General features: G+C 62.7%; 21 protein-coding genes. 11 read left to right on the forward strand and 10 right to left on the reverse strand.

What is annotated here, in order from left to right; translation table 11 throughout:
• Positions 1–19: 19 nt before the first annotated feature.
• From ACO055_RS14840 to copC, 5 genes are all read right to left on the reverse strand, one after another.
• Positions 20–286, reverse strand: a complete 267-nt coding sequence (locus tag ACO055_RS14840; RefSeq protein WP_422059617.1) for a hypothetical protein — start codon at positions 284–286, stop codon at positions 20–22.
• A gap of 65 nt (positions 287–351) precedes the next feature.
• The gene (locus ACO055_RS14845; protein WP_282949201.1) at positions 352–717 is read right to left on the reverse strand and encodes a hypothetical protein; all 366 of its coding nucleotides are present in this window, start codon (positions 715–717) and stop codon (positions 352–354) included.
• 167 nt (positions 718–884) lie between these two features.
• Positions 885–3,206: a heavy metal translocating P-type ATPase gene (locus tag ACO055_RS14850; protein ID WP_282949200.1), complete on the reverse strand. Its 2,322-nt coding sequence runs from the start codon at positions 3,204–3,206 to the stop codon at positions 885–887.
• A 186-nt stretch (positions 3,207–3,392) separates the two neighbouring features.
• Positions 3,393–4,358, reverse strand: coding sequence for a copper homeostasis membrane protein CopD (gene copD, locus ACO055_RS14855; RefSeq protein WP_422059618.1), 966 nt, complete (start codon positions 4,356–4,358; stop codon positions 3,393–3,395).
• A gap of 4 nt (positions 4,359–4,362) precedes the next feature.
• Positions 4,363–4,746 (reverse strand): copper homeostasis periplasmic binding protein CopC, encoded by a 384-nt coding sequence (gene copC / locus ACO055_RS14860; RefSeq protein WP_282949198.1) that lies wholly within the window; start codon positions 4,744–4,746, stop codon positions 4,363–4,365.
• Positions 4,747–4,890: 144 nt separating this feature from the next.
• Here copC and ACO055_RS14865 point away from each other — a divergent pair, with 144 nt between their 5' ends.
• The 10 genes from ACO055_RS14865 (at position 4,891) to ACO055_RS14910 (ending at position 14,955) form a co-directional block, all read left to right on the forward strand.
• On the forward strand, positions 4,891–5,157 hold the full coding sequence (locus tag ACO055_RS14865; protein ID WP_282949197.1) for a hypothetical protein: 267 nt from the start codon (positions 4,891–4,893) through the stop codon (positions 5,155–5,157).
• A 26-nt stretch (positions 5,158–5,183) separates the two neighbouring features.
• Positions 5,184–5,597 carry a periplasmic heavy metal sensor gene (locus tag ACO055_RS14870; RefSeq protein WP_422059619.1) on the forward strand — a complete coding sequence of 138 codons (414 nt, stop codon included), beginning with the start codon at positions 5,184–5,186 and terminating at the stop codon, positions 5,595–5,597.
• The gene (locus ACO055_RS14875) at positions 5,594–6,178 is read left to right on the forward strand and encodes an RNA polymerase sigma factor (RefSeq protein ID WP_282949195.1); all 585 of its coding nucleotides are present in this window, start codon (positions 5,594–5,596) and stop codon (positions 6,176–6,178) included. Before ACO055_RS14870 ends, ACO055_RS14875 begins: the two co-directional genes overlap by 4 nt.
• 114 nt (positions 6,179–6,292) lie before the next feature.
• Positions 6,293–8,143 carry a copper resistance system multicopper oxidase gene (locus ACO055_RS14880; RefSeq protein ID WP_282949194.1) on the forward strand — a complete coding sequence of 617 codons (1,851 nt, stop codon included), beginning with the start codon at positions 6,293–6,295 and terminating at the stop codon, positions 8,141–8,143.
• Positions 8,140–9,345: a copper resistance protein B gene (locus tag ACO055_RS14885; RefSeq protein ID WP_422059620.1), complete on the forward strand. Its 1,206-nt coding sequence runs from the start codon at positions 8,140–8,142 to the stop codon at positions 9,343–9,345. Before ACO055_RS14880 ends, ACO055_RS14885 begins: the two co-directional genes overlap by 4 nt.
• Before the next feature lie 38 nt (positions 9,346–9,383).
• On the forward strand, positions 9,384–9,827 hold the full coding sequence (locus ACO055_RS14890) for a DUF305 domain-containing protein (RefSeq protein WP_282949192.1): 444 nt from the start codon (positions 9,384–9,386) through the stop codon (positions 9,825–9,827).
• 58 nt (positions 9,828–9,885) lie between these two features.
• Positions 9,886–10,353 (forward strand): DUF411 domain-containing protein, encoded by a 468-nt coding sequence (locus ACO055_RS14895; protein ID WP_422059621.1) that lies wholly within the window; start codon positions 9,886–9,888, stop codon positions 10,351–10,353.
• A gap of 453 nt (positions 10,354–10,806) precedes the next feature.
• Positions 10,807–13,509, forward strand: a complete 2,703-nt coding sequence (locus ACO055_RS14900) for a TonB-dependent receptor domain-containing protein (protein WP_422059622.1) — start codon at positions 10,807–10,809, stop codon at positions 13,507–13,509.
• Positions 13,510–13,519: 10 nt separating this feature from the next.
• Entirely contained in the window at positions 13,520–14,224 is a 705-nt protein-coding gene (locus ACO055_RS14905) for a PepSY domain-containing protein (protein ID WP_282949188.1), read from the forward strand.
• Positions 14,221–14,955, forward strand: a complete 735-nt coding sequence (locus tag ACO055_RS14910; RefSeq protein WP_422059623.1) for a hypothetical protein — start codon at positions 14,221–14,223, stop codon at positions 14,953–14,955. The genes ACO055_RS14905 and ACO055_RS14910 overlap by 4 nt, the downstream gene beginning before the upstream one ends.
• Positions 14,956–14,965: 10 nt before the next feature.
• Here ACO055_RS14910 and hutC read toward each other — a convergent pair whose 3' ends face one another.
• The 5 genes from hutC to ACO055_RS14935 form a co-directional block, all read right to left on the reverse strand.
• Entirely contained in the window at positions 14,966–15,772 is an 807-nt protein-coding gene (gene hutC, locus ACO055_RS14915) for a histidine utilization repressor (RefSeq protein WP_422059624.1), read from the reverse strand.
• Between the two features lie 63 nt (positions 15,773–15,835).
• The gene (gene arsH, locus ACO055_RS14920) at positions 15,836–16,591 is read right to left on the reverse strand and encodes an arsenical resistance protein ArsH (RefSeq protein WP_422059625.1); all 756 of its coding nucleotides are present in this window, start codon (positions 16,589–16,591) and stop codon (positions 15,836–15,838) included.
• A gap of 5 nt (positions 16,592–16,596) precedes the next feature.
• Positions 16,597–17,661, reverse strand: coding sequence for an ACR3 family arsenite efflux transporter (gene arsB, locus ACO055_RS14925; protein ID WP_422059626.1), 1,065 nt, complete (start codon positions 17,659–17,661; stop codon positions 16,597–16,599).
• 11 nt (positions 17,662–17,672) lie between these two features.
• Positions 17,673–18,101, reverse strand: a complete 429-nt coding sequence (arsC, locus tag ACO055_RS14930; protein ID WP_422059627.1) for an arsenate reductase (glutaredoxin) — start codon at positions 18,099–18,101, stop codon at positions 17,673–17,675.
• A gap of 13 nt (positions 18,102–18,114) precedes the next feature.
• The gene (locus ACO055_RS14935) at positions 18,115–18,444 is read right to left on the reverse strand and encodes an ArsR/SmtB family transcription factor (protein ID WP_282949176.1); all 330 of its coding nucleotides are present in this window, start codon (positions 18,442–18,444) and stop codon (positions 18,115–18,117) included.
• Positions 18,445–18,619: 175 nt separating this feature from the next.
• Between ACO055_RS14935 and ACO055_RS14940 the strand changes: the two genes are divergently transcribed.
• The gene (locus tag ACO055_RS14940) at positions 18,620–19,105 is read left to right on the forward strand and encodes an arsinothricin resistance N-acetyltransferase ArsN1 family B (protein ID WP_282949174.1); all 486 of its coding nucleotides are present in this window, start codon (positions 18,620–18,622) and stop codon (positions 19,103–19,105) included.
• The last annotated feature ends 37 nt before the right edge of the window (positions 19,106–19,142 follow it).

Raw genomic sequence — 19,142 nt, forward strand, 5'->3', positions numbered from 1 at the left:
TCGCCGGGGACGGGAGCCATCAGCCTTCAGAGGGCATCGTCGCCTTGCCGGACATCGCCTTCATGCAGTCGGCCGCATCGGACTTCATCATCGCGCAGTCGCAATGCGCCATCTGCGAAGCCGCGTCCTTCATCCAGACGCGTGTGCGCGGGTTGATGTTGGACTTGTTCGGTCCGGGAACATAGCGCTCCTGCCATTCATAATGGCCGCCGGTCTTCTCCTGGGCGAAGGACGGCGCTGCGAAAGCGGTGGCCGCAAGGACTGCGGCAGCAAAAAACATTCTCATGGTGAATTCCTCGATTGAAAAGCCCGGAATTGCGCGTCGGAACAGACCGGCGCGCAAAATGCAGTTCAAGCGAGGATTAGCGGTGGTTCGGGCTCGGGGCCGAAGCTGCGTCCAACCAGCCGCCGCACGGCCAGCGGATCGGTCAATTCGCGCTGGTAGTCGGCAACGGCAAGCGGCGCCGCCGGCGCGACGACCGCCAGCGGAATAGCGCAGCCCATCTTGGCGATGCAGTCGAGCGTCATCCCCTTGCAGGGCTTATCGGACTGCGAGGTTTCGATGCCCATCATCTCGGCGCACTCGGGGCTCATCGCCGACGCGGCAGCGGGTTGCGGCGTTTCGACGACCGGTCTTGCCATAGCGAACGCCGTCTCCTGGCCAAAGAGACCAAGGAGCGCGCCTGCGAGCAGCATCAAGGTGAGCCAGCGTTTCACGGTAAATGCATGATCCTTGCAGCAGCTTTCGTCAATTTGAATCGGGGCGGGATAGCTGCTCCCTATTCGCGGGGAAACGACGTCCAGTTACGCGGCGTCCGTGCCTCTTGTCTTCATTCTCTTTTTCCGCCGGGCGACTGCGATCCGCGCCTGTTGCGATGTCTCGTTCAGATTCTTACGAACCGCAGCCGCAGCGAATTGGCTATCACGCTGACCGACGAGAGCGCCATCGCGGCGGCGGCGATGATCGGCGACAGGAGCAGCCCGAAGACCGGATAAAGCACCCCCGCCGCCACCGGAATGCCCGCGACATTATAGGCGAAGGCGAAGAAGAGATTCTGGCGGATATTGGCCATCGTCGCATGGCTGAGCTGCCGCGCCCGGACAATGCCCAGAAGGTCGCCGCGCAGCAACGTCACGCCCGCGCTTTCAATCGCGACATCGGTTCCCGAGCCCATCGCGATGCCGACGTCGGCGGCCGCCAGCGCCGGGGCGTCATTGACGCCGTCGCCCGCCATGGCGACGATCCGGCCTTGCTCGCGCAGCCGCTGGACGACCGCGCTCTTCTGGTCGGGAAGGACATCGGCCTCCACATCGTCGATGCCAAGGCGCCGAGCGATCGCCTCGGCGGTGACGCGGTTGTCGCCGGTCAGCATGATGACCTTGATTCCTGCCCCGCGTAGGGCCGCAAGTGCCTCGCCTGTCGTCTCCTTTACGGGATCAGCGATGGCGATGACGCCGGCCGCTTTTCCGTTGACCGCAATATAGATCGCCGTCGCACCATCGGCGCGCAGCCGGTCCGCCGCCTCGGCAAGCGCACCCAAATCGACGTCATATTCTTCGAGAAAACTTGCGTTGCCCAGAACGATCGCCTTGTCATCGACGACCCCCACGATGCCCTTGCCGACCGGCTGGTCGACGCCCGAGGGTTCGACGAGCGCGAGGCCTCTGTCTTCGGCTGCTTTGACGATGGCCGCCGCCAACGGATGCTCGCTGCTGCGCTCGAGGCTCGCGGCAATCCGGAGCAGATCCTGCTCTTCGAAGCCATCGGCGACTTCGATAGCAACGACCGATGGCTTGCCCTCGGTAAGCGTCCCGGTCTTGTCGACAACGAGGGTGTCGATCTTTTCCATCCGCTCAAGCGCCTCGGCATTCTTGATCAGGACGCCGACTTCGGCGCCGCGGCCCACGCCGACCATGATCGACATCGGCGTCGCGAGCCCGAGCGCGCAAGGGCAGGCGATAATCAGCACCGAAACGGCGGCGATCAGGCCATAGGCCATGGCGGGCGCCGGGCCGAGAAACGACCAGACCAGGAAGGCGATGACCGCGACGACAATCACGCCCGGCACGAACCAGCCCGACACGGTATCTGCGAGACGCTGGATCGGCGCGCGGCTACGCTGCGCATCTGCCACCATCTGAACGATGCGGGCGAGCATCGTGTCGCGCCCGATCTTCTCGCTGCGCATGAGCAGGCCGCCGGTCTGGTTGATCGTGCCGCCGATGAGAGCGGAGCCAACATCCTTGGTGACCGGCATCGACTCGCCTGTGACCATGGACTCGTCGACCGTGCCGCGCCCTTCGAGCACGGTCCCGTCGACCGGAACCTTCTCGCCCGGCCGAATCCGGAGCGTGTCGCCAACTGCGACATCGTCTAGCGCAATCTCCTCGTCGCTCCCGTCATCGCGGACCCGCCTCGCGAGCTTCGGCGTCAGGTCGAGAAGTGCACGGATCGCACCGCTCGTCGTCTCGCGGGCTCTGAGTTCGAGTAGCTGCCCGAGCAGCACCAGCACCGTGATGACCGCGGCGGCCTCGAAGTAAACTGCGACCGAGCCGTCGGCGGCACGAAAGGCGGCTGGGAAGATGTGCGGGGCGATCGCCGCGATCATACTATAGCCCCAGGCGACGCCCGTTCCCATCGCGATGAGGGTGAACATGTTGAGGCTCTTGTTGCGGATCGAAACCCAGGCGCGCTCGAAAAAGGGCCAACCTGCCCACAGCACGACGGGGGTCGCGAGCAGCATCTGAATCCAGTTGCCCGACTGGCGACCGACATATTGGTAGAGGCCGGTCATATGGCCGCCCATTTCGAGCGCGACCACGGGAAGAGCGAGAATTAGCCCTATCCAGAAGCGTCGCCGCATGTCGCGATATTCATCGCTGGGGCCGTCCGATGCGGTCGGCATGACCGGCTCCAGCGCCATGCCGCAGATCGGGCAGCTTCCGGGGCCGGGGCGCTGAATCTCGGGGTGCATCGGGCAGGTCCAGATGGCGCCCTCGGGTGCACCGGCTGCGACCGCCTCGCCTTCTGCGGCATAGCGATCGGGATCGGCCTCGAATTTGTCGAGGCAGCCTGCGCTGCAGAAATAATGATGTTCGCCGCCGTGCGTCGCGTTGTGCGGCGTGGTCGCCGGGTCGACCGTCATGCCGCAAACCGGATCGGTCGTGCTCCCGCTGCCTTTGCCCGCGTCCAGATGATCGTGCATCGTTGCCGCTCCCGTACATATCGGTTGCCCGCCTGATGGCTGGGCCGTCCGAACGCTCCCGGTCGAGTTCGCCGATGGCGTCCTTCCTGACGGTTCCAGAATGGAACCGCTCCTATCGATACGCGAGAAAAGCGGTTATCCCTCGGATTTTCTTTGCCCCTGCCGTCAGGCCCGGGGGCTGGCCGGTCAAATCGGTTCGGTGCCGGCGAAGGGTTCGAGCGTGCCGACCCAGGCCACGAGCGCGAGGATGGCGAACGCGGCCAGCGCTTCGAGAATCAGGCTTTTGCGCATAGCTGCAAGCGCCCGTTCGGGGTCGGCATCGATGCCTTCATTCTCGGTTCCCGAAACAGCGGCCGCGAGCGCGGGGGCAAGCCGCCAGCGGTTGGCAGCAGCGAGCGCCAGCATCAGTCCGAACAGCACGAGCTTGGCGACGAGCAATTGTCCATAGGGGGAGCCGAGAGACCGGCCGAGATTCTCGGTGCCAACGATCATCTGGCTGTTGATCAGGCCGGTTCCGGCGATGACGAGGACGCAGATCGTGCCAATGAGCGAAAATCGATCGAGGCTCCGCGCCGCGAGGCGCAGCCCGTCAGGTATCTCGCGGATACGCCGCGGCGAGATCAGCAGATGAAAGGCGCCGATCGCGCCGATCCAGACCGCCGCTGCGACCATGTGCGCTACGTCGCTTATCCTGTGAACGGTGCCCGCGGTGCCTTCGGTCGCCCCCGCGTGGCCCGACCAGACCAGCGTTGCAACGGCGACAGAACCCGCAGCGACCAGTGTCACGGCTGTGGCCGTCGGCCGGCGCGTCATCCATATCGACGCCGCCAGCGCGAGCAGAAGTGCGGCACTTCGGATTATCCAGGCCATCCCGACATCGGTTTCGCGCACGAGGTCCCAGAATGGCTGGAGTTCCAGGGATATGAGCCCCACGCCCTGCATTGAGGCTGCCAGCACGCCCATCCCAAGGAGAGAGAGAAGCAGTCCGGCGGCGTAGAGCCATCGCTCCACGCGCCAGATCGCGGCCATCGGCTCCGGCCCATGGCGCTCGCTTTGGGTCAGCGCGTATAGCGGGAACGCTGCGAGGCCGGCGATGAGCATCAGGTCCGCATAGAGCGCGAACCTGATGCCGATCAGGACGATATCGCCCACCGCCCTACTTTACGGTGAAGCTGAACTCGCTGCCCATGCGGTGCGTGTCGGCACCCGCCGCCGACCATTTCACCTTATAGGTTCCGGGGGTCAACGGGCGTTTGACCATGAGCATCATCGATTTGCCGTCCTTGCCCATCATCGACGAATAGGGAATCTTCATCGGTGCGTGATTGGCCATGCCCGGCATTCCCGTCATGACGAGTTCGGTCTTGACCGTCGAGGCAATGACCTTTTCGTTGAATTTCAGGTCGATCTTGGTCACCTTCGAAACGGTCGAATTGGCAGCGGGCGTCGAGCCGACGAGCTTGGTGTGCGCGCCGGCCGCGACCGGTGCGAGAAGCAGCGCGACAGCTGCTGCGGTAGAGGGGAGAATGGACTTGAACATAAAGACCTCCATTTGCGTGTCTGTCCTGCTAATACGCAATGGGCTGGCCTAACCCTCATGCGATCCACATGAATATCGGTGGGGTGAGGGGTAGTCGTCGTTCGCGCGTATGAACAATGTAACAAGTTTTGGCGAGTTGGGTCGATGGACGAAGAGCTGCACATTTTCAACCGGATCGGCCTGCCTGCCGGGCTGGACGCGCTTGACGATCGCGTCATGGGCGCCCTGACCGTTCGTCGGCGCGAAACGATGGCGACGCGCCGTCTCATGGCGCTTGCTGCCTTTGTGTCGCTCGGCGGCGGAATCGTTGCCGGAAGCGCGGTTTCAGAACCCGCCGTTGCGGCAAGCCCCCTAAGCCCGTTCGGGCCGGCAAGCGCGCTGGCGCCCTCGACCCTGCTGGAATCGCAATAGCAATGTCTTCGCGGCGTCTGCTTCTCGTGGGCCTTATCGCCTTCGCTGCGGCGATCGTCGGCGTGTTCGTCGGCCGGCTGGCGACCGATGCTCCCAAGGCGAATGAAACTGAACTGCATACGCTCCTCCACGATCAACTCGATCTGACCCCGGCCCAGGATGCGAAAATCGACCGGATCGAGGCTGACTTCGCCGGCCGCCGCCGCGCACTCGAACTCGAGATGCGCGCTTCCAATGTTCGGCTTGCGGAGGCGATCAAGGCCGAGCAGGGCTATGGCCCCCGGGTGACCGAGGCCATCGATCATACGCATGACGTCATGGGGACGCTGCAGAAGGAAACGCTCGTCCATCTTTTCGCCATGCGAGCGGTCCTCGATCGCGACCAGGCGGAAATGTTCGACGAAAGCGTGGTCAAGGCGCTGACCGCCGATGCGCGGTGAACCCTGGCCTTTCGCACGCTAGCGACCAGGATCTCGCTGCCTATGCCCGCGCCGGGCGCGACGATGCCTATCGTGAATTGCTGAGCCGGTACAAGGCGCCGGTCTATCGACTGATTGTCAAACACGTCGGGGACCCCGACGAGGCGCTCGATCTGACACAGGAAACCTTCCTGGCCGGCTTTTCCGCGCTGAGCCGCTATGATGGCGACCGTCCCTTCCGTATCTGGATTGCCCGCATCGCGATTAACAAGTGCCGCGATTGGGCGCGCCGTCGCAAGGTGCGCGCCTTCTTTTCGCGCGCCCTGCCCCTCGAGAGCGCGCATCATGTCGCCAGCGATATACCCTCGCCCGACATGGAGGCGAGCGACCGGCTGGAGCTCGCCCGCGTTCGCGGCGCGATCGCGCAGTTGCCGCAAAATCTGCGGGAGGTCCTGCTCTTGCGCGGCATGGATGATGTGAGCCAGGCCGAAGCGGCAGCCATGCTCAATGTGAGCGAGAAAACCGTCGAAACCCGTCTCTATCGCGCCCGGATGCGGTTGAGAGGCCTGCTGGCTGAATCGAGTAACCAGGTTCCGGAGTGACCTCGTGCCTTGCCGTCTCGAACGGCGCTCGGTCTATTCAGGCATTTTGGGTGAGGGGTGACCGCCGCGGATGCGTATGGCTTTAGGAACAATCAGTAACGGTCGGGATGAATAATGCAGATAGACAGGCGTCGATTTGTAAACGGGGCATTGGGCGGCGGAGCGGCGGCCGCGATGGCTGCATGGTTCCCCGCTTGGGCCCAGTCGGGATCGACCGGGATCACCGCGCCCGTTCCAACCGTTTCGGGCAACGACATCACTCTGCGCATCGCTCGGCAGACGATGCGAATCGACGGCAAGCTGAGCCGCGCCATCGGCATCAACGGCACGGTCCCGGCGCCGCTGGTGCGCCTCAAGGAAGGGCAGACGGCGAAGCTCACCGTCGTCAACGACCTCGACGAGGATAGCTCGATCCACTGGCATGGCCTGATCCTGCCGTTCCAGATGGACGGCGTACCCGGCGTGAGCTTTCCCGGCATCAAGCCGCGATCGACTTTCGTCTACGAATTTCCCGTCGTTCAGTCGGGCACCTATTGGTATCACAGCCATTCAGGGCTTCAGGAGCAGCTCGGCCATTATGGGCCGATCGTCATCGATCCCGCCGGCGCTGATCCGATCGGGTACGACCGCGAGCATGTCGTGGTCCTGTCCGACCATAGCCAGATCTCGCCCGAAGCGATTTTCCGCAAACTCAAGGTCAATCCTGGCCATTTCAATATGCAACGCCAGACCTTATCTGGCCTCATGGCCGGCAAGGATCAATCACTTGCGGAGCGCATCGATTGGGGCAAGATGCGGATGGACCCGACCGACGTCGCCGACGTCAACGGCTCCACTTACACCTTCCTCGTCAACGGCCACGGCCCGCGCGACAACTGGACCGCGCTTTTCAATCCGGGCGAACGCGTGCGCCTGCGGATCATCAATGCCTCGGCGATGACGATCTTCAATGTCCGTATTCCGGGCCTCAGGATGACGGTGGTGCAGGCCGACGGGCTCAATGTCGTGCCGACCGAGATTGACGAGTTCCAGATCGCCGTCGCGGAAACCTACGATGTGATCGTGACCCCCGTCGAGGACCACGCCTACACGCTCGTCGCCGAGGCCAACGACCGGTCGGGGATGGGCCGCGCGACGCTTGCGCCGCGCGTCGGCATGATCGCCGAGGTTCCGCCGCTGCGCGAACGGCCGCTCGCGACGATGAAGGACATGGGCATGGGCGACATGGACATGTCGGGCGGCGCGATGGCGGGAATGGACCATTCGGGTGGAAGCAATATGGGCGCGATGCCTATGCCCGCGAGCGACCCTTCCTGTTCGCCGGAACATGCCAAGATGGGTCATTGCACGCCGGCAGGCGAAGCCGGCGCGATGGCAGGAATGGATCATGGTTCGGGTGGCGCCATGCAGCACAGCATGCGCGACTTCAATGTCGCGCCGCAGGTCAAGCGCGATCCGGGTGTTCAGACGATCTCGCCGATGCCGGTCGACCGGATGGGCGAGCCGGGACAGGGGCTTGAGGACGTCGGACACAAGGTGCTGACCTACCACGATCTGGTCGCGCTCGAGCGCAACCCCGATGTGCGCGCCGCCTCGCGCTCGCTCGACATCCACCTCACCGGCAACATGGAACGCTTCATGTGGTCGTTCGACGGCGTGAAGATGTCAGATTATCACGAGCCGATCCCGTTCATCGAAGGCGAACGGGTGCGGATCAACCTCATCAACGATTCGATGATGAGCCATCCCATTCACCTGCACGGGCATTTCTTCGAACTGGTTACAGGCAAGGGCGACCGCTCGCCGCGCAAGCATACCGTGCTCGTCCAGCCGGGCGGCACCGCAAGCTTCGACTTCACCGCCGACGCGCTCGGCGACTGGGCATTCCACTGCCATCTCCTCTACCATATGCACGCCGGAATGATGCGCGTCGTCAGCGTCCGCCCGAAGGGAGACGGCGAATGACCCGGATCGCGCTCCTCCTTGCGGGCATCGCGCCGCTCGCTTTTGCTGTTCCCGCCGCGGCCCAGTCGATGGATCATTCGATGCACGGCGCGGCACCCACCGCGACGCCCGCTCCCTCGCCAACGCCGGAGCCGGGTGCGCCGCCTGCAACCGATACGGCCGCAGACGGGTCGATGGAGCCGATGGACCATGGCGATATGCCGGGGATGGACAGCGAGCCCGCGGCCTCGACGTGCGCGCCCGAACATGCGGCAATGGGCCATTGTACGCCCGAGGCGGAGGCTTTGGGCAAGGACGCTGCGGATATGGGTGCGATGGATCAAGACACTGCGCCGCCGACGGATCCCGACTGTCCCCCCGAACATGCCCAAATGGGCCATTGCACACCGAAGGCTGCGGAGCCCATGGCGGGAATGGAAGGCATGGCAGCGGCGAGCAGCGCCAGCGGCACGGACCTGCCGCCGGGCGACGCGGTCGCGCCCGCGCCGCCCGCAGACTGGTATGCCGATCGCATTTATCCCAAGGGCGAAATGGAGCATTCGCGTCACGAGATGATGAAGGAAAATGGGGCGCAGACCATCGCCTTCGTCAGCTTCAATCTCGCCGAATATCAGGCGCGCAAAGGCCGCGATGGTTTCCGCTGGGACGGCGAGGCCTGGTACGGCGGCGACATCAACCGGCTCACCGTCAAAAGCGAGGGCGAAGGCGTGTTCGGCGAGGGTATCGAGAGCAGCGAAGTGCAGGCGCTCTACAGCCGGGCGATCGGGCCCTATTTCAACGCGCAGGCCGGGATCCGGCAGGACTTCGGACCGGGCCCCGACCGAACCTATGCGACCATTGGTTTTGAGGGACTCGCGCCCTATTGGTTCGAAGTCGAGGGCGCACTCTTCCTTTCGAACAAGGGCGACTTGCTCGCCCGGCTCGAAGGCTATTACGACCAGCGCCTCACCCAGAAGCTGATCCTTCAGCCGATGGCGGAAGTCAATTTCGCCCTGCAGGACGTGCCCGAGACCGGCGTCGGCTCGGGCCTCTCCGACGTCGAGCTCGGGCTTCGCCTCCGCTACGAGGTGGTTAAGGAGTTCGCGCCTTATGTCGGCGTCGAATGGGCGCGCAAGGTCGGCGACACAGCGCGCTTCGCGCGGGCCGCGGGCGAGGATCCGAGCGGCGTCAGCTTCGTGATGGGGGTGCGGGCCTGGTTCTAGAAGTTTTGCGGGGTGGCAGGACGTCGAGGAGAAATGCCATGAAACCAGCCTATCGCAGCCTCGCGCTGCAGACGATCGTCAGCGGCATCATCATGTATCTGGTGATGTTCGTCATGATCGACCGCCTCTCGAGCTTCTACAACAATCTCAACATGCTCTACATGACGCTGATGATGGTCGCACCGATGGTCGTGCTGATGATCGTCGCAATGCCGGGCATGTTTCCGTCGAGGCGTCTCAACATGGTCCTGCTGCTCGGATCGGCGCTCGCCTTCTTCGGAAGCTTCGCGCTCATCCGGACGCAGACGACGATCGGCGACACCGCCTTCTTGCGTTCGATGATCCCGCATCATTCGGGCGCCATTCTCATGTGCGAACAGGCTTCGCTCAAGGATGCTGAACTACGACGGCTCTGCAGCGACATCATCGCGGGGCAGGCGGCCGAAATCGAACAGATGAAGTCGATTCTCGCGAGGAAATGACATGAAAAGTCCGATCACCCGGCGCCATCTTTTTGGCTTGGTTGCGGCCGGGTCGGGGATGATGCTTGCGGGCTGCAATTCTTCCTCGCGGCCAACGGCAGCGGAAGAGAAGAATGGCAACGCGCGCACGCCGGTCGCCAATGCGACGAAAAGCAGGCAGATGCTCGTCTATCGCGATCCCGAATGCGGATGCTGCGAAGCGTGGGCGGATATCGCACGCAAAGCCGGTTATCAGGTGACCGTCGAGAACCGCGCGGACATGGCTGCGGTCAAGGTGCGACTTGGCGTGCCTGACCAGCTGGCGTCGTGCCACACGGCCCTCATCGGTGGCTACGCAATCGAGGGTCATGTGCCGATGCGGCATATCGCGAGACTCCTCCAGGACAAACCACGCGACATTCGCGGAATTGCCGTGCCCGGTATGCCGCGCGGCTCTCCGGGCATGGAAATGCCCGATGGCAGTGCGGACGCATTCGACGTGATGGCATTCGGCGGCGACGGCAAGATTTCTGAATTTCGCACCTAACGTCGCGCCACGGCTGACGCGGCCGCTGCTCCGACCGGTGGTATCTCCTCTCCCGCGCCGCTGCCGGGGGCGCGGGGGCTTGTGCGCAGCGCCTCGGGCCAGCGTGAACCATTCGAAATGGCCATCAGCATGAGTAGTCCGGTCTCCGGCGATTCGCGCGTCCGTCAGGAATCGTTCGCAACAGCCGCGGCGCGGGACGGCCAGCAAGCGAGAGTTGCTGTAATTTAATTACCAGAATTTGAGATATGACTACGCGCCGCAGGTGCGGGCTCGCTCCACAGGAAAAAAATGTCTTGGGCATGAGGGGTAGGTCTTTGGCGTGCGTAAAAAGCATATCCGATGCGACCAAGCGAAATGAAGCTAACTTATTGAAGTTAGGCAATAATTTCTATTGACCTGTATATACATTTGATGCTCTCTGCGGTTCATCACGTAACCAAAAGGGGGTTTCGCATGTCGATCAAAAAATCATTGCTCGCGAGCGCCGCGGTGGTCTCCACTATCGCAACGCCGGTCTTCGCGCAGGAAGGAGAGGCCCCCAGGCCCGCCGCGGAGGCCAGCGATGCGGGGAGCGATATCGTCGTAACCGGCTCGCGTATCCGGCGTCAGGATCTGGCCGGTGTCGGTCCCGCCACGGTCGTTTCGGCCGAGCAGATCGAGAACACCGGTCTGGTGAATATCGAGACGGTGCTGCAGCGCCTGCCCGCCAACGCCGGCTTTGCGGGCAACCAGACCTCGGCCTATTGGGCGAACAACGGCTATGGCACCGCGCAGGTCAACCTGCGCGGTCTCGGCATCAAGCGGACGCTCGTGTTGCTCAACGGTCGTCGCCTCGTCGCGGGCGGAACCGGCGCGAACTCGTCACCCGACCTCAACATGATCCCGGTCGTCGCGCTCGCGCGTACCGATGTGCTCAAGGACGGCGCCTCCGCGATCTATGGCGCCGACGCGATGGCGGGCGTTGTCAACCTCGTGACGCGGACCGACTATGAAGGTCTCGGCCTCAGCGTTCGCCAGGGCATCACCGAAAAGGGCGACGGATCGGATTTCACCGCGGACCTGATCTGGGGCATCCGCAACGACCGCGGCGGCTTCATGGCTGCGGTGACCTACCAGAAGACTAGCGCAGTCAACATGGCGACCCGCGCACCTTGCTCGCTGGCGGAAACCACCCCTGGCACACTTGGCTGCGTCAACAGCGCCTCGACGATCGGCGGCCGCGCGGTGCTGCCGAACGGCCAGCAGATCAATTTCAACCAGGTCCTCGGCGGCAACGGCAACTTTTTCGAGCCCTACAGCGCGGCGAAGCATAATTTCAACTCGAACCCATTCCTCAACGCGGTTAGCCCGGTCGAACGTGTCAGCACGGCCTTCTTCGCTGACTATGACCTGACCGACAATATCGAGGCGTTCGGCGAATTCCTTTATACCTTCCGCAAGTCGAACCAGATTGCGACGCCGGGCACGCTGCGCAATCTGTCGATCGCGGCGAGCAACCCGACCAATCCGACCGGGCAGAACATCGTCCTCATCCAGCGGCGTCTCGCCGAGCCGGGGCCGCGGCAATTCTTTCAGGAAACCGACACCTGGCAGGGCACCTTCGGCCTGCGCGGCAAGCTGTCGAATGACTGGGGCTGGGAAGTCGCGGGCGCCTTCGGACGCAACACCGCGGTCGATGGGTCCACCAACATCGCCAATCTTGAACGCGTCCGGAACACGATCAATACCGGTGTTTGTAGCCCGGCGCCTGGCGCGGCTATTCCGTGCGGCGACTATCTCGGGTTTGGCGACCTGACTCCGCAGGTGCTTGACTATATCCTCTTCACGTCGCGCGATCGCGGCGGCAACGAGCTCGCAACGGTCACCGCCGACCTCAACGGCGATCTGTTCAAGCTGCCCGCCGGGCCCGTCTCTTTCGCGGCCGGTGTCGTCTATCGCAAGGAAAAGGGCTGGCGCGATCCCGATCCGCTGACGGTGCTCGGCATTGCCAACACCAACCAGCAAAGCCCGATCTCGGGGACGAGCATCGCAAAGGAAGCCTATCTCGAGCTGTCGGTGCCGATCCTGGCCGATACGCCCTTTTTCCAAGCGCTGACAGCGGGCGGCGCGGTCCGCTATTCAAACTACGACCTCTTCGGCAGCGACTGGAACTATAAGGCAAGCCTCGACTGGGTCATCAACGACAGCGTCCGCCTCCGCGGCACCTACGGCACCGGCTTTCGCATCCCGAATGTCCCCGAACTGTTCGGCGGCGTGTCCGAAGGCAATCTGACGACGACCGACCCCTGCTCGCGTTATTCGACAAGCGGCAATGCAGGGCTGATCGCCAATTGCCAGGCATCGGGCGTCCCGGCGAATTATGTTCAGCTCGGCACGACGATCCTGACGACTGTTGGCGGCAACGAGAATCTTCAGCCCGAAAGCTCGACGACCTGGACGGTGGGGACGGTCGTCTCGCCCAAGGGCCTTATCCCTGGCCTGTCGCTCACCGCCGACTGGTTCGACATCAAGATCAAGGATGCCATCCGCGCGATCCCCGGTTCGACGAAGCTCGCCATCTGCTATGCCAGCACCAACCTGTCGCATCCCTTCTGCGACGATTTCACGCGCAGCCCACTGACCGGAGAAGTCACCTTCCTGTCGGCGCAGCCGATCAACACCGGGCGGGAGGAGATGAACGGCCTCGACCTCGGCCTCGTCTACAACAATGATATCGGCGGGGTGAATATCTCGCTCGACGTCAACCTGACCTATCTCAACAAATATGTCGTTCTGCCCTTTCCGGGCGGTGCGCCGATCAATTTCGATGGATTCATTGGCGGTGGCAACGGCGGTTATTCCAAGTGGCGCGGCTATGGCGTGCTGACTGCCGAAAAAGATGGCATCAGTGCGACCTGGTCGACCCAATGGATCGGCAAGGCGACCGACTTCAATGCGTCACCGGGAGAAATCGGCTACAGCACGCCCAACGTCTTCTATCACAATCTCCAGGTCGCTTTTGAGATCGACGAGAAAACCCGCTTCCAGGTTGGCGTTGACAATCTGTTTGATCGTAAGGCGCCTTATATCCAGAGCTTTACCGATGCGAACACCGACACCATGACCTACGATCTGCTCGGGCGGCGATTCTACGTCGGCTTCCGGACGGCATTCTGAGGCTATCGTCATGGCTATCCGCTGGCCGTTGCTTGTACGGCGAACGCATAAATGGTTGGCCCTGGTGGTCGGTGTCCAGGCTTTGCTCTGGACGCTGACGGGCTTTTATATGGTGGTTGTCCATATCGACACCATACATGGCGACCATCTGGTGCGCGCGCCGGCGACCGAAGTTATCGACCTTGCCGGCCTTGCGCCACCCTCGCGAATCGTTGCGGCCGCACCCGGCGTTTCGGAAATCCGCTTGCAGCGATTTTTCGGGTCCCCGGTATGGCGAGCCGAGACGCCGGAAGGCGCGAAACTGTTCGATGCCCGCTCAGGTGCGCCGCTGCCTGCCCTGACCGAGTCCCAGGTCCGCGAGCAGGCGCGGCGCATCTATACGGGCGAGGGCAAGATCGTTTCGGTGCAGCTGCTTGCGAAGGCGCCGCAGGAAATGCAGTCGCGCAAGCCGCCCTATTGGCAAGTCGAGTTCGAAGGCTGGAACCGTCCGACGCTCTATCTGTCGCCGCAGACGGGCGAACTCATCTCGCGCCGCCACGCCCTGTGGCGCGTCTTCGACTTCGCGTGGATGCTCCACATCATGGATTATGACGAACGGACCGACGTCAACAACCCGCTGCTCCGCGTCGCGACCTGGAGCGCCTTTGCCATGGCGCTGACGGGCGCGTGGCTGCTGATCTGGTCCTTCAAGCGCCGAAAGAAGAAGACGGCATGAAACGCATCCGGCTGACGCCGCTCTTTTTCCGCCGCATCCACAAATGGGTCGGGCTTATCCTCGGACTCCAGTTCCTGCTCTGGGCCTTGAGCGGCTCAGTCATGGCGCTTCTCGACAAAGACAAGGTTGGCGGCCACGGCGGCGGCATGTCGCATGCGCATCCCCTGCCTGCTGGCGAGTATTTCGACATCGCTGCCTTGCCGCGGGGCGAACCTGTCACGGGAGTTCTCTTGCGCGATCTCGGCGCTCGGCCGGTCTATGAACTTCGTACTACCAAGGGCACCCGCCTCGTCGATGCCACCACCGGTAAGGACATGCGCGTTGATGAGGACATGGCGCGCGAGGTCGCGTCGATGATGAACGAGGCGCCGATCCAGAAGGTCAGCATACTCGCCAGGCCAAACCTTGAAGCGCGCGATCATGACGGGGCGATGTGGCGCGTCGACTTTGCCGATGCCGAGAACAGCAGCGCCTATGTCTCGCTCGACACCGCGCGCTTCCTCGTGATGCGCGGCGATACCTGGCGGACGTGGGACTTTTTCTGGATGCTCCACAATATGGATTATGTAAACCGGAAGAGCTTCAATCACCCGCTGATCATCTTCGTCGCCTTTGGCGCGCTATGGCTTTCCGGGACCGGCTTCTATCTGCTCTTCAAAAGCTTCAGCCGCGCCGATTTCCGCTGGTTGCGCCGGCGCCGCAAGCCTGTAGTGACCCGCAGCACAGCCTGACCAGCGGCCGTCAATCGTCGATCGAAAAGGCGGCCGAGAGTTCGAAGCGCGAGCCGGGATGCGTGAGCCAGGCGTGGCTGACTAGGCGTGAGTGGCTCCATGTTCTCCGCGTCATCCGCAGCACCGGTTCACCATTCGACAGCCCCAGCATGCCGTGCGTTCGCGCATCGGGCATCTCCGCGCGGACGCGGTGCTCGACCCGTTCGAGCGGCGCGGTTTGTGTCAGATATTCGTTCGGCGTCGTCTGCGTGAAGTCCATCTTTCCATAGTCGGGGGCGGCCGACGCGAGCACAAAGCGCTCTTCGAGCTGGATCGGGAATTCCGCTTCGTGGTGGACGATGATCGAGTGGAACAATTTCGTCCCGACCGGCACTTCCAGAAGAGCCGCCATGTCGGCATTGGCCCGGATCTCGTCATTCTGCACGACACGGGCACGATAAACATGACCGCGCTCGCGTATTTCTTCCGCAATATTTCGGATTTCGATAATCTGGCCGATCGGTTTCGGCTCCGCAATAAACGACCCGCTCCCGGCGCGGCGAACCAATATGCCCGCAGCCTGCAGCTCGCGGAGGGCTCGGTTCGCGGTCATGCGCGATACGTCGAACTGTTGCACCAGTTCAGCTTCCGAAGGAACACGGTCGCCGGGCTTTAAGTGGCCGTCCCGAACGGCGTCGCAAATGCTTTGCTTGATTGCCGCATAGCGTGGCGCCGCGCGATTGTCCTTGTCCTTGTCCTCGGCTCCGCCTGGCCGGGAACCGGCTGACCCTTTTGAATTGTTTGAACCGCTTCCGGCTGTGCGAGGGCTGAAATCCATAACCCGTCTATACAGGTTGGTGCGGGGAAATTCCAAGCGGCTGAACCGGCGAAGGAAAAAATATCATGTTCCCGGTAAACCCGCCATCTCGGCAGGCGTGATGACAGGCTCGTTGCGGTCCTTGCGCTCCGAATAGCGATCGACGAGCTGGTCGGCATGGCCGCGCGTAAGCACGGTGAATCGCACCAGCTCCTCGGCAACATCGACGATGCGGTCATAATAGCTCGACGGAAGCATGCGGCCGGCTTCGTCGAACTCAGCATAGGACTTCGCGACGCTAGACTGGTTGGGAATCGTGATCATTCGCATCCAGCGGCCGAGAATGCGCAGCGTGTTGACGCTGTTGAACGATTGCGATCCGGCCGAGACCTGCATCACGGCAAGCGTGCGTCCTTGCGTCGGACGGAGGCCCTTATAAGCAAGAGGCAGATGGTCGACCTGTGCTTTCATGATGCCGGTGATCTGCCCGTGACGCTCGGGGCTGCACCAGACCTGGCCTTCGGACCAGAGCGAATGCTGGCGCAGTTCTTCGACCGCCGGATGATCGTCGTCGGCGATCAGGTCGGGAAGCGGCAGGTCCGACGGGTCGAAGATGCGCGTCTCGCAGCCGAACAGCTGGAGCAGGCGCGCGGTCTCCTCGACGACGAGACGCGAAAAGGAGCGTTCGCGCAAGCTACCGTAGAGCAGGAGGATGCGCGGCGCCGGATCGAGCGGGCCAAGGCCAAGGCCCGGCTGCGACCGGATATATTCGGGGCTCAGCGCCGGAAAATGGTCGGGGTCAGCGAGCCTCCGGAGACGGGAGAAAGTCGTGGCGGACATGATGGTCAGTCTTTCGCGGGAGTGGAGGCGGGAAACCAGCGCCTGCCGAACCAGAAGGCGACATGGACCAGCAGGATCAGCACAGGCACTTCGACCAGCGGGCCGATGACCGCTGCAAAAGCAACGGGGGATGCAAGGCCAAACGCGGCGATGGCGACGGCGATCGCGAGTTCGAAATTATTGCCCGCGGCGGTGAAGGCGACTGCGGTCGTGCGCGGATAATCGGCTTCGATGAGCTTGCCCATCCAGAAGCTGATGACGAACTGGACCACGAAATAGATGGTCAGCGGGATCGCGATCCGCACGACATCGCCCGGAATGGTCACGATCTCGCTTCCCTTGAGGCTGAACATCGCGACGATCGTGAAGAGCAGCGCGACGAGGGTGATCGGCGCGATCTTCGGCAGGAAGCGCGTCTCGTACCAGTCGTTGCCCTTGGCGCCGGCCAGTATCTTGCGGGTCAGGAAGCCGGCGACGAACGGGATGCCGAGATAGATCAGCACCGCCTCGGCCACGGTCCAGAAGCTGACGTCAATGACACTGCTTTCGAGCCCGAAGAGCGGCGGCAGGATGGTCAGGAAGAACCACGCATTGACGCTGAAGAAGAGGATCTGGAAGATCGAGTTGAAGGCGACGAGCGCCGCGACATATTGATTGTCTCCCTTCGCGAGCTGGTTCCAGACGATCACCATCGCGATGCAGCGCGCGAGGCCGATCAGGATCAGGCCCGTCATATACTCGGGCTTGTCGGACAGGAAGATCACGGCGAGCGCGAACATCAGCACCGGGCCGATGATCCAGTTCTGGATCAGCGAGATTGCGAGGACGCGCTTGTCCTCGAACACCCGCGGCAGTTCTTCGTATCGCACGCGCGCCAGCGGCGGATACATCATCAGGATGAGGCCGATCGCAATCGGGATGTTGGTCGAACCCCAGGACAGACTGTCGATCGCCGCGGGAAGTCCGGCGAAGGTCGAGCCGAGCAACACGCCCAGGGCCATCGCGAGGAATATCCACAAGGTCAGGTAGCGGTCGAGGAACGACAGGCGTTCGCGCTTCGATTGCGTCATCGTTTCTTTCCTCAGGCGCCGAGGCGATTGCCGCCGTCGTCGACCACCTGTTCGCCGTCTTCCTTGGCAAAGGCGCCGCGCTGTCGCGCCGGGATAAGGTCGAGCACCTCTTCCGACGGACGGCAGAGCTTCACGCCGAGCGGCGAGACGACGAGCGGCCGGTTGATGAGGATCGGATGCGCCATCATCGCGTCGACAAGGGCGTCATCGTCGAGGATCTCGTCGCCGAGGCCGAGGTCCGCGAATGGTGTTCCTTTTTCGCGGAGGAGGGCGCGCGGGCGTATCCCCGCCCGCTCGATCAGCTGTTCCAGCATCGCAAGCGAAGGCGGCGTCTTCAGATATTCGATGACATGGGGCTCGATGCCCGCGTTGCGGATCATGGCGAGCGTATTGCGCGACGTTCCGCAGTCGGGATTATGATAGATGATGATGTCGGTCATGATCGGGTTCCCGTCAGCAGCAGGCGAGTTCGGCGAGCAACGGCTCGCACAGCTCAGGCCGCCCTTGACAGCAGTCCTTGGCGAGGAAGAGCATCAGGCCCTTGAGTGCGTCGATCTCGGCGCGCTGAATAAACTGGCGTCCGCGCTTCTCTGATTTGACCAGCCCGGCTTTGGCAAGAACCGCAAGATGAGTGGAGAATGTGCTCTGGGTCAGTCCCGAGGCATCGACAAGTTGGCCCGTCGACAGCCCTTCGGGCTCATGTTGGACCAACAAGCGGAAGGCCTCGAGCCGGGTGGGGTGTGAAAGCGCCGCGAGCGCGGCAAGGGCGGTGTCGGTGTTCATACATCGGGATTATCCGATAGGTATATGTGCGTCAAGACCCATCGGAAAAATACGATGCATATGCATGGCAGCTGCTTTGCTGTAGCGCCGCCAACACGGCGCCGGACGTGAGGCCTTGATTGCCCGGAGGTGGCAGGCCAATCTGTCCAATCTCCTATTCTGAAACGGTGAAAACATGGATGTTCGTCAAATCGTCATGGAGGACGCACCGGCAGTTCAGGCAATTTACGCACCTTACGTAGCCGGCACGACGATCTCGTTCGAGGAGGTGCCGCCCGACATCATGGAAGTTGAACGGCGCATAGCCGCCATAGTGCCGCACTATCCCTACCTCGTGGCCGAAGTGGACGGGCGGGTTGTCGGTTACGCCTACGCCTCCGAGCACAGGACCCGCGCGGCATATCGGACATCTGTCGACGTGACAGTCTATGTGGCGCCTGGCGCACAACGAAGCGGCATAGCGCGCTCCCTATATTCTCGTCTGCTCCCGGCAGCAGCAAGCTTGGGCTATCACGCCGCTTTTGCCGGCATCGCGCTGCCAAATGAGGCAAGTATCGGGCTCCACGAATCTATAGGCTTCGAGCTGGTGGGCATCTATCGTGAAGTCGGACGAAAATTTGATGCCTGGCACGATGTCGGTTGGTGGCAGCGACTGCTGTGAGCGATGCGGTGATCGCCGAAAGGCGAACGTCCGTCTC

It is taken from the genome of Sphingopyxis sp., from assembly GCF_965227415.1.
Lineage (GTDB): Bacteria > Pseudomonadota > Alphaproteobacteria > Sphingomonadales > Sphingomonadaceae > Sphingopyxis.

What these genes read in the sequence shown, in the direction of transcription:
- ACO055_RS14840 (WP_422059617.1), bottom strand. Translation starts at nt 286, where the DNA reads ATGAGAATGTTTTTTGCTGCCGCAGTCCTTGCGGCCACCGCTTTCGCA.
- ACO055_RS14850 (WP_282949200.1), bottom strand. Translation starts at nt 3,206, where the DNA reads ATGCACGATCATCTGGACGCGGGCAAAGGCAGCGGGAGCACGACCGAT.
- copC (WP_282949198.1), bottom strand. Translation starts at nt 4,746, where the DNA reads ATGTTCAAGTCCATTCTCCCCTCTACCGCAGCAGCTGTCGCGCTGCTT.
- ACO055_RS14865 (WP_282949197.1), top strand. Translation starts at nt 4,891, where the DNA reads ATGGACGAAGAGCTGCACATTTTCAACCGGATCGGCCTGCCTGCCGGG.
- ACO055_RS14880 (WP_282949194.1), top strand. Translation starts at nt 6,293, where the DNA reads ATGCAGATAGACAGGCGTCGATTTGTAAACGGGGCATTGGGCGGCGGA.
- ACO055_RS14885 (WP_422059620.1), top strand. Translation starts at nt 8,140, where the DNA reads ATGACCCGGATCGCGCTCCTCCTTGCGGGCATCGCGCCGCTCGCTTTT.
- ACO055_RS14890 (WP_282949192.1), top strand. Translation starts at nt 9,384, where the DNA reads ATGAAACCAGCCTATCGCAGCCTCGCGCTGCAGACGATCGTCAGCGGC.
- ACO055_RS14895 (WP_422059621.1), top strand. Translation starts at nt 9,886, where the DNA reads ATGATGCTTGCGGGCTGCAATTCTTCCTCGCGGCCAACGGCAGCGGAA.
- ACO055_RS14900 (WP_422059622.1), top strand. Translation starts at nt 10,807, where the DNA reads ATGTCGATCAAAAAATCATTGCTCGCGAGCGCCGCGGTGGTCTCCACT.
- ACO055_RS14905 (WP_282949188.1), top strand. Translation starts at nt 13,520, where the DNA reads ATGGCTATCCGCTGGCCGTTGCTTGTACGGCGAACGCATAAATGGTTG.
- ACO055_RS14910 (WP_422059623.1), top strand. Translation starts at nt 14,221, where the DNA reads ATGAAACGCATCCGGCTGACGCCGCTCTTTTTCCGCCGCATCCACAAA.
- hutC (WP_422059624.1), bottom strand. Translation starts at nt 15,772, where the DNA reads ATGGATTTCAGCCCTCGCACAGCCGGAAGCGGTTCAAACAATTCAAAA.
- arsH (WP_422059625.1), bottom strand. Translation starts at nt 16,591, where the DNA reads ATGTCCGCCACGACTTTCTCCCGTCTCCGGAGGCTCGCTGACCCCGAC.
- arsB (WP_422059626.1), bottom strand. Translation starts at nt 17,661, where the DNA reads ATGACGCAATCGAAGCGCGAACGCCTGTCGTTCCTCGACCGCTACCTG.
- arsC (WP_422059627.1), bottom strand. Translation starts at nt 18,101, where the DNA reads ATGACCGACATCATCATCTATCATAATCCCGACTGCGGAACGTCGCGC.
- ACO055_RS14935 (WP_282949176.1), bottom strand. Translation starts at nt 18,444, where the DNA reads ATGAACACCGACACCGCCCTTGCCGCGCTCGCGGCGCTTTCACACCCC.
- ACO055_RS14940 (WP_282949174.1), top strand. Translation starts at nt 18,620, where the DNA reads ATGGATGTTCGTCAAATCGTCATGGAGGACGCACCGGCAGTTCAGGCA.